Raw genomic sequence first — 9,508 nt, 5'->3', positions numbered from 1 at the left:
CATCCCCATTCCGCGCTCAAGATGGCTTCCCCTCGGCAGTTCATCAGGGCTAAATCAAACTAGCCGACCTGTCCGGTGAAACGGGGTGCACTCCATTGCGTGATCAATCACCATCTCCTGGGCCCTCGCACACTTTCGAGGGGAAAGTGAGGGAGTTGAATGGAAAGTCAGAGATCGTCAATCGTCGACGGCACAAACGGTATGCGAGTGACAACTCCTCCTAACCTCTGAGCTTAGTTATTGACGAGACTAAACAGCTGGCAGGTGCGCGGTCATCGGCACGAGTAGCCTCCACAAGATCTGCGCGGCCAAACCTTAAATTCTCCGCTTTACAATTGTCTTCTCCAACGCTTATCGGGTGTAAAATGCGCTGTCCGCGTCTGCTCAGCCCATAGCATTATGAGCAAGTCCATTGGTCCCAGAGCATCATGGTCGACCGGTTCAGTAACCATCAACTAAACCTCGTCCAAGATATAATAGAACGACGCCACTTCCTTTCCCGGATGGAACAAAGTCCCACGGCATGGAGTTTCCTCGTCACCTCCGGAGCCCCGGATGTATTTTAGGAAACCGGAAGGAAAGTTGAATATGGAAGACGCAGGTATCGGCTGGATCGCGGCGATCATCATCGGTGGCATTGCAGGGTGGCTTGCAGAGACGTTTATGAAGAGCAACATGGGCGTCATCATGAATATCCTTCTCGGCATTGTCGGTGCCATAGTCGCCAACTTCATCCTTTCACTGTTCGGGATCGTTCTCGGAGGCTGGCTCGGCTACCTTATCGCCGGTTTCATCGGCGCATGTATCTTAATTGCGCTGGCGCGGATGGTAAGGCGAACAGCGTGAATCAGTAAAATCGTTTGGGCGGCGTCGTGTGCAGACGCCGCCGGGAACCCTACCCGGCATCAACCGACATGGTAGAAACGAAAACCGTGTGTAGTGCCGGAGCTACCGGCAGAGCGCTGGTGCTTTGTGGTCTCTTCGCCCGGCAGCAGAGATCATTATCGGTCGGACATTTAATCTTCTACCTAAAGGCGCACACATCCGGGCTTGCTGCTCGACGTAGCGCCGCAAATGATTGGAACTAGTTGTCTTCGCTCGGAAACCGCCTTTCCGGGTTAAATTAGTTCACGACCTTTAGAAGCGCGCGCATTGGAAGTCCGAGATGACGCGACAAAGGCCGCAAATCGCAAAGGCTCGTCAATCACGTCCTAGTTGAGCTCGTCAAACAACTGTTCTTCATCGATTTAAAGGATCAGCCCGGCTGCGCCCCCTTGGCAGCCTTGTCGCAATCCGTGCGCTAAAAGCCATTTAGCCGGCCGCCGAGACCGTTGCTTGGAATTGTAAGCCTATAGTGGCCCGAATAAATGTTCCCAGCCCGCCGGTACGGCGCCAACCCCAATTTGCACGGGTCCCCATCCGTCGCTCTCGATGTTATTCGGCTCAGCAAGCGCGGCCAGCAGGGACTTTATATACTCACTCCTCATTTATGGGCTCCGGGTGCGTTATTTCATACGTGCTTGTCGTTCCATGGAACGCCAACATTGGAAACAACTATCTCGTCCCTCACCGTTTAGAGAGAACGGCGCGGACACGAGGTCCGCGCCTGAACTTCAATCGACCGGAGGCGAGGCTTTGCCGAGCTTAAGAGCAGGTTCCCGGCCCCACACCCGCAACTTCCCAAGTTCGGATACAAAAGCGGCAACCCCCCCTTCACCGGGAAGTGCGATCGTGCCTTCGTCGAGATCGTCGGTGATTCCAGCCTTGACGAGAAGCGGGAAAGCGCTCTCGTCGTAGCCGATGAACTTGCAGTGCTGGAATGCGTCCGCCACGAAGTCCCGTGCTGTCGCCTCCTTCACCAAATCCTCAACTGCGCCCGGAGCCGCGAGAACGGCGACGGCGTCGAACAGCACCGAGGGGCCACCGTCGATCATGTGCTGCGCCTCTATCCAGGTCCCATCGGACGCGGTCACGCCTCCGATCTTCGGCGCAATCAGCTCGACCAAAGCCTTCTCCTTCTCGATCACCATCATCAGCTTCTTGAGGAGCTTTGCATCGACGCCATCCGTTACAAGCACGCCGAGTTTGCGGCCCTCAAACCGCTTCGGTCCGCCTTGCACGATGCTAAGCGCGGGAGACGGCTCCAGATCCTGACGTGTGGGCATGGCAGCGTCGGCGGGCTTAGGCATTGTCTGGATTCCGAGCTTCTGGGCAACGGTGGTGGCGATCGTCTCGTCGATGTTCAGCAGGTGCGAGATCATCCGTTCGCGGATAGCGACGGTCTCGACCTTGCTTAGCTCGAACGTGAGTGCCATCGCGATGTGCCGCTGCTCGGGCGGCGTCTGACTGAGGAAAAACTGGCGGGCCTGGCTATAGTGGTCGGCGAAGCTTTCCGGACGCAGCCGCACTTTCTGGCCGTTCTCCTCGGCCAGAAAGTGGCGGTATCCTCGGGACGGGGCCTGCCGGGGACCTTCCCCGAACGAGTTCGGCTGGTAGTTTACCCTGCCGACCGGGTTGCGCATCGCCATGTGCCCGTCCTGCTGGAAGTTGTGGAAGGGACACTTTGGTGCGTTGATGGGAAGGTGCGTGAAATTCGGTCCGCCAAGCCGCTTGAGCTGCGTGTCGAGGTAGGAAAAGTTTCTGCCCTGAAGAAGAGGGTCGTTGCTGAAGTCGATCCCCGGCGGAACGTTGTGCGTCATGAACGCGACCTGCTCGGTCTCCGCGAAGAAGTTGTCCGGCATGCGGTCGAGCACGAGACGGCCGATTGGTTTTACCGGCAACAACTCTTCCGGAATAATCTTCGTCGGATCGAGGACGTCGAAGTCCCAGTTGTCGGCAAACTCTTGATCAAAGAGCTGCACAGAGAGTTCCCATTCCGGAAAATTGCCGGATTGGATCGCCTGCCAGAGATCGCGACGATGGAAGTCGGGGTCGGCGCCGTTGATCTTGACAGCCTCGTTCCACGCAACCGACTGGAGGCCGAGCTTTGGCTTCCAGTGGAACTTGACGAACGTGGACTCGTCTTTGTCATTGACGAAACGAAAGGTGTGTACGCCGAACCCCTCCATGAAACGGAAGGATCGTGGGATGGTGCGGTCGGACATGATCCACATGACCATGTGCATGCTTTCCGGCGTAAGGCTGATGAAGTCCCAGAAGTTGTCGTGGGCGGTCTGCGCCTGGGGGAAGGCCCGGTCCGGCTCCTGCTTTGCGGCATGTACTAAGTCCGGAAACTTGATTGCGTCCTGAATGAAGAAGACAGGGATGTTGTTGCCGACGAGATCCCAGTTGCCTTCCTGCGTATAGAACTTCACGGCGAAACCGCGGACATCGCGGGCGAGGTCCGCAGAACCTTTGTTGCCGGCGACAGTAGAAAAGCGGACAAAGACAGGCGTTTTCTCGCCTGCGCGCTGAAAGATGTCGGCGCGGGTGACGTCGGACAAGGATTCATAGGTTTCGAAGAAGCCGTGGGCGCCATAGCCACGTGCGTGAACCACGCGTTCCGGAATTCGCTCGTGGTCGAAGTGGAAGATTTTCTCGCGGAAATGGAAGTCGTCCATCAGCAGCGGACCGCGGGCGCCGATCCGAAGAGAGTTCTGGTCGTCGGCGATTGGTCCGCCTTGCGACGTGGTCAACACGTCGGCACCGTCCTCAGCGATCTGGTGGAGTTCGCCGCCCGCGCCTCGGTGAAGCTGCTGATCATGGATGGTGACAGTGTCCGTGGAAGAGGTCGAGCGGGTCGCCCGTTTTGTACGCTTTGCCATGGTTATCCCCTTTGGTGATGGCTGGATACAAAAAGGCCGCCCCTGTGGGACGGCCTTGAATAATGCACTGGGACCTCAGGAAGCCTTGCTTTTGCCCTTGGCGTTCGCAGAGGCCTTTGCGAGCTGCGTGAGCTTCTCGTCTGTCGCTTTCTCCTCGGCGAGGTTCGCCTCCAGCAGGGGTACGGCGTCCTTCAGACCAAGCTGTTTGGCCCACTCGATCAACGTGCCGTAACGGGCGATCTCGTAGTGCTCGACTGCCTGGGCGGATGAGATGAGCCCTGCATCCAGAGCCGGAGACTCCTTGAACTCTTCGATGATCTCTTCGCCTTCGGCAATAATGCCCTGTATGGCTTCGCAGGTCTTGCCGCGCGCCGCCTTTCCGAGCAGTTCGAAGACCTCTTCCAAGCGTTCGATCTGGCCCTGGGTCTCGTCGCGGTGCTGCAGGAAGCTTGCCTTCCCTTCTTCCGAATTGGCGGCGCGGGCCATCTTCGGAAGGGCCTTCAGGATCTTTTTCTCTGCGAAGTAGATGTCTTTGAGAGTGTCGAGGAACAAGTCGTCGAGTGTCTTGGTGGCTGCCATTTCAATTCTCCCTTGTGGTTCAAGATCAGGTCTAAGAGTTTGGTTCAGTCAAGCAGGTCGGCGGGGACTTTTCCTCCGTTTTCCGACAGCTTCTTCATGAGAGCCTTGTGAAGAAACGTGTTCATTTTCGCGCTGCCATCGGCGTCGCCGGTGTAGCCTAGTTCCTGCGCCAACTCCTTGCGCTCCTCAAGGCTGGCGTCCATGCCGAGAGCCTTCATCAGGTCAACAATTGAGCGCCGCCAGTCGAGCTTTTGGCCAGACTTCTTCGCCGCTTCGTTGAGGATGGATTCGACGTCGATTGGAGCCCGAGAATTTGAGCCGGAAGAAACGCCTCCGTCTAATTGCGGCGCAGGGTTCGCAGTCTGTGCTGCGGGCGGGGCGGGCTGGCTTATAGCCGGGTTGGCCGCAGTCTCTGACAGTGCGGGTGGTTGAGTGGTAGGCGCGGCTGAAGATGACGGTGCCAAAGAGGCCGTGCTTGACGCTTGCGGGGCGGGCGCGGCATTTGCTTCGCCAAAAATTGCGTTCTTGATGCGGTCGAAGATGCTCATTCATTCCTCCTGCTATGAGCTGGTCAGGGCGCTCGATCCGCTCGTAAGCTGCAGCACACATATGTACCCGGCCGTCGCGAAAAGTTGATGTGCTGTCGCCCCGCCGATTAACGCAGCGAACAAATCGCAGTTCCTTGTGCCCCAGGCTTGGAAGCAAATATTCTTTCGCGTCGGTCGCCGAGCGCGAGGCGGCCCGGTTCGAAGAGCGAGGTGGGCAGCCGCGGTGCACGCTGCTTAGTGCGCGGTGGTCCGCTTGTTCTTTCACGGATTCTTTTTCCGGGATAAGCAACCTTTGTATCGGTGTGATGCCTCATAGAATGCGTGGATCCATGAGCAATTCGGGTCCCGCCGCGTTGGCGTAATTAAGTGGCCTTTCGAAGCAAGCTTCACTCTCTTCTGCGCTGAGAAAAAACAGCGCGATAGCATTTGTAGAGGACATTAGATCCTGCTCAACACAAGTTGAGGGAGGTCCGTGAAGGATGTCGCGTATCGAAAACCCTCGGGTGATCAACGGACTCAGAGACCACATCGGCAACCCGGAATGGAATGGTCGGGAAGGACCGCGGCTCTGCCATTTGGGGCTTTAATGTCAATCTGCGCTAATGGCCTGCAACCAGTCCGCCGCGCCGCGCCATTTCCGCCTGAGCACTGAAGCGAACGCCGGTAGCCCGACACCGCGCGAAGTTCTACAGCGCTGCGTTAGAGATCCGATCCCAGGTTTTTCCGCGGTCCGGGCCGGCGGGAACGCGGGGCAGCAGCCTAGGTTCTGCGCTCCAGGCCAGAAGTTGGTCCAGGGATGACGCTTTCGCGGAGGTGGTGCGCGACATAAGCGTCCGTCATGGCACGGTGGTCAGGCAGGCCGATCTCGTGGACGAGCCCTTCCGGCATGCGCTGGTAGCGCACCATCTGGTTGGAAAAGCGGGGAAGCTCCGACCAAGACCCTCAGGGCCGACTTCCAAAAACAGACCCATGGTGCGCCGCCGGTACAGCTGGGTGTGCATCAGCGCTGTCGAAACCAGTGCGCTGGGCGGCCAGCGCATCCAGGCACCAGACGGCCGGAGCACGTCCGCGGCAAACTCCTTCCAGAAGGCCGGGCCGGCGACGTCGGCGTCAAGAATATGATGCACGGCGATTGAATCTGGTGTCGTTGGCCGCTCGGGATTGACCACAGAGCTCCGCGCTCCTCGGTCACTCACCTCTGGTCATCATCAGCCATAGTGACGTCCTGCCAGCCGATCTCGCAAACGTCGCTCAGACCATAGCCGCCGGTCTCCAGATCGATGACGCGTACTCTAGGGAGAGAATTGTCGGAGATCCTGATCTATCCTCTTGTTATCCAATCATAACGCCAGATAGAGTTGCGGTTGTTCCCCGTCATCTTCCGACTGATCGTTGGTAAGCGAAGAGAGCGTCGCGCCCAGCAGACGGATCGGACGCTTGAACGGATAGACGGTGGCAAGTAAGGCAGATGCGGCCTCCGTGATCTCGGCAACGCCCGTGACCGGGAGAGTGCCTGTTCTGCTTCGTGTTGCCTGCGTGAAGTCCGAATATTTGATCTTAACGGTTGCCGTCTTGCCGCTGATCGACTTTGCCTGACAATGCGACCAGACTTTTGCCGCTAAAGGTTACTGCAACCGCTGGAGTCGGAGCAAGATGCTGGAATCGATGCACCTTCTCGTCTGCTCGCGAATTATCGACGTATCGTGAGGGAGTCGCCCATTTGCTCAATCGAGAAGAAGAAGAAGCGGGATAGACGTCGAGCTCTGGGGAGAATGTGTTGCGAAGCTTATAGACGCGGTGTCAGATCGCTATGTAATAAGACATAGTTGCGGAGAGAATTGCAGATGGGCGAAAGATATTTTGACGATGAGCAGGAGATCAGCCCGCAAGGGTTGGCTCTGTTACGCAGGGTGCTTGCGGACTTGTTTCGAGATCAAGAAGGTGATTCGAGTCAAGAGGAAGAGCTTGGTCTGGCAAGGGAACTGGTGTCTCTCTTCAAGTCGGGTTTTCGAAGCGAGGAGGAGCTGAGAGCAATGGCTAAGCGCAGTCGGTTTCTTCATCAGCAGGATTTTTAGGAATTCCCACTTTCGTCTTCGTCTGAACCGCACCGGGTTGGCGGAGGCTATTTCGTTTAAGTTATGAAGCCATGGCTGGGTCGTCGATCATGGCGTAACACCGCTCTTCGGCTGAAAGCGGTGTTTTCCTCGCACATTGACCAAGCTCGATTGGGCTTTCCGAAAAATGCCGATACGACATTGATGGCAAGAATCGCACCAAAAGAAGACATCGCAACACGCCATGTCGACATCGAAGTCCGGAGTAAGACCTGATTGCTAGGCCTGCGCTTTAGTTCCATAATTATGCTTATGCGATTTTCGGTAAAATATTGATATAAATGAGGAAATACAATTACAGAGGACAAGTTAAGCCCCGTCTGCGCTTAAACCGTAGCCCGTGTGAGGGTGTAGATTAATCAAATCTGGCCACTATTGAGGCCAGCATATCTTCAACCTCATTGTTCCGATGCTCCACCCATTGAAATTTGCTCCACTCACCGCAAATGTGGGCGCTAAGCGTTATACCTGTATGTGCTTCAACGCCGTCGGCTTCGAAGTCAGCAGCAAGGGACAGTCGCATGTGTGGCCGCTTCACCAATACGATGACCTGGGCCGAAATCCACGCCCTCTACAATATCCACGCTGAGGCCCCGCCTCCGTCGAACATGCCGGCGCGCTACAACATCGCGCCGACACAGAACGTCCATTTCGCCCACAAGGACAAAGCCGGCAACCTCGAAATCGACTACGGGCGCTGGTGGCTTGTCCCCTTCTTCGCCAAGGAATTGCCGAAGGCCGCGATGTTCAATGCGAGGATCGAGACCGTCGACACTTCAGGTGCATTCCGCGAACCCTTCAAGTCGAAGCGCTGCCTCATCTCTGCTGATGGCTATTTCGAATGGACCACAATCGAAGAGGACAGCAAGAAAGACCCATGGCTGTTGCAGCTCCCTGACGGTAAGCCTTTCTCTTTCGCCGGACTATGGGCGCATAACGACAAGCTAGGAGTCACCAGCTGCACGATCATCACAGCGCCAGCCGTCGACCACATTGCGCACATTCATACGCGAATGCCCGTCATGCTGGATTCATCGGCCTATGAGACCTGGTTGGATGCCTCTGTTCAGGGTGCTGCCGCAAAAGCCTTCCTTCTTCGAAACCAGATCGACAGCCAACTTGAGTTCTACCGTGTCGGCCGGGAGGTAAATTTGTCTCGCTATGATGGCAGCGACACGAAAAAGCCAATCCTGAACTCCTTGTAGGAGCTTCAGAACAAGGAGAGTCCGATGAAATCGCCGTTCTATTCCGTCCCGATACTTTTCGCCGGCATGGCTTTGGTCATATCCGGCTGCAGTGCGGATGGTGCCTCGACCTCCCTGGCGGCAGGACAATGCAACTCCGAAGTCGCGCGGGGGCTGGTCGGCAAGGAAAGGCCGACAGATGCAGAGGCGATGCAGCTGACCGGCTCTAAGACGGTTCGCCAGATCCAACCCGGCGATATGGTAACCCAGGACTTCAGAAAGGATCGGGTGACGATCGAGACGGATCCCGCATCCGGTCTTGTTGTTCGAGCTACCTGCGGCTGATTAAGCTACGGGTCATGGTAACTGCTGCTGAACCTAGAGGCCAGTCACCCCCATAGAATCGGGGGGCATTTGCGTTAGCTTCGGGGGCCGGTACGGAGCTATCTATGGGACAGAGCTTTTCTGCTTATCTGAGAACTGCGCAGACAGTCAGATCAGTGAGGCAGATACACACAATCACCACCGCTATATGCGAAGATCCCTATGCATCAGAGCTTCTGAAGCGGACAAGCGCAGCTCTGACGAGAAAGCTGGAACAAGTCATTGACCGGCCCATTGCGAGTGCTGCCTTCCTCGCCTCCATCTGGCGTGATTTTCGCGGCCTTAACGCTCTCCTGGAAACCGAGCATGGCAGGCTGAACCTAGTGCTTCCCAAGGGTGAAACTGAGCCTGCGGCTGATTGGCTGTTCCTCAAAGAAAAAGGGCCAGCGGAAAATCGCGGCCCTTAAGGTGTGGGGGTCAATAACCTCCAGAGGGGAACAGCCGACGCGCGGACTGGGAGGGGTGCGCACGTCAGCTACTAACCTATATGGGTTCCCGTAAGATGGCGCGCAAGGCGACTACTCCGAGATTCGGTACGGAATTCCTTTTGTTGCTTTCCCGTTTGGATCCTGGTCAGCCTGAGAAAGCCGCTGCAACAGGGCATCGATGCGAGCGTCATTCGGTATCGGTTGATGATTGGCCTGTGCCGCCTTGCGAACCATGTCGCTACAGGCGAGCTGCCTAAAAACGTGAGATCTATCTGTCATCGCTGCCCCTCCGTCGCCAGAACGCGATGAGGGGTCTCAGGTTCCGATCCGAAGTGATGGAGCAATACGGAGAGGTAAAATCTCTCTCAACATCAACCATTACACCGACAAGGGAGGGTTCGCGTCAATGATGCGCGGTCCCCCCATGTGTGGACGGCCCGTGGAATGCAAGACTCTGTATCGATGGGATCGGTCAGGTTCAGTCATGTGTCCGGCCTTTTATCGTGG

Annotated in this window: 7 protein-coding genes and 1 pseudogene; 4 read left to right on the top strand and 4 right to left on the bottom strand. The window is 56.7% G+C overall.

The window, feature by feature from the left end; all coding sequences use genetic code 11:
• Positions 1–588 precede the first annotated feature (588 nt).
• Complete coding sequence (locus tag GGR23_RS22810) at positions 589–846, top strand: GlsB/YeaQ/YmgE family stress response membrane protein (RefSeq protein WP_097143482.1); 258 nt, start codon at positions 589–591, stop codon at positions 844–846.
• Positions 847–1,613: 767 nt separating this feature from the next.
• On the opposite strand, the gene katE is transcribed toward GGR23_RS22810, so the two are convergent.
• The 4 genes and pseudogenes from katE to GGR23_RS22790 all read right to left on the bottom strand — a co-directional run.
• Positions 1,614–3,764, bottom strand: a complete 2,151-nt coding sequence (gene katE / locus GGR23_RS22805) for a catalase (RefSeq protein WP_183368592.1) — start codon at positions 3,762–3,764, stop codon at positions 1,614–1,616.
• A gap of 75 nt (positions 3,765–3,839) precedes the next feature.
• The gene (locus GGR23_RS22800) at positions 3,840–4,343 is read right to left on the bottom strand and encodes a YciE/YciF ferroxidase family protein (protein ID WP_183368591.1); all 504 of its coding nucleotides are present in this window, start codon (positions 4,341–4,343) and stop codon (positions 3,840–3,842) included.
• Positions 4,344–4,387: 44 nt separating this feature from the next.
• Entirely contained in the window at positions 4,388–4,891 is a 504-nt protein-coding gene (locus GGR23_RS22795) for a DUF3597 domain-containing protein (protein ID WP_183368590.1), read from the bottom strand.
• A gap of 1,340 nt (positions 4,892–6,231) precedes the next feature.
• Positions 6,232–6,516, bottom strand: a pseudogene (locus tag GGR23_RS22790) (DinB/UmuC family translesion DNA polymerase); the annotation flags it as partial.
• 219 nt (positions 6,517–6,735) lie between these two features.
• Between GGR23_RS22790 and GGR23_RS22785 the strand changes: the two are divergent.
• From GGR23_RS22785 to GGR23_RS22775, 3 genes are all read left to right on the top strand, one after another.
• On the top strand, positions 6,736–6,966 hold the full coding sequence (locus tag GGR23_RS22785; protein ID WP_183368589.1) for a hypothetical protein: 231 nt from the start codon (positions 6,736–6,738) through the stop codon (positions 6,964–6,966).
• A gap of 560 nt (positions 6,967–7,526) precedes the next feature.
• Positions 7,527–8,210 (top strand): SOS response-associated peptidase, encoded by a 684-nt coding sequence (locus tag GGR23_RS22780; RefSeq protein WP_183368588.1) that lies wholly within the window; start codon positions 7,527–7,529, stop codon positions 8,208–8,210.
• 24 nt (positions 8,211–8,234) lie between these two features.
• Positions 8,235–8,534: an I78 family peptidase inhibitor gene (locus tag GGR23_RS22775; protein WP_246366085.1), complete on the top strand. Its 300-nt coding sequence runs from the start codon at positions 8,235–8,237 to the stop codon at positions 8,532–8,534.
• The last annotated feature ends 974 nt before the right edge of the window (positions 8,535–9,508 follow it).

Origin of the sequence: Gellertiella hungarica (assembly GCF_014197145.1) — a bacterium.
GTDB classification, from domain to species: domain Bacteria; phylum Pseudomonadota; class Alphaproteobacteria; order Rhizobiales; family Rhizobiaceae; genus Gellertiella; species Gellertiella hungarica.
This window is presented reverse-complemented; position numbering and strand designations above follow the sequence as displayed.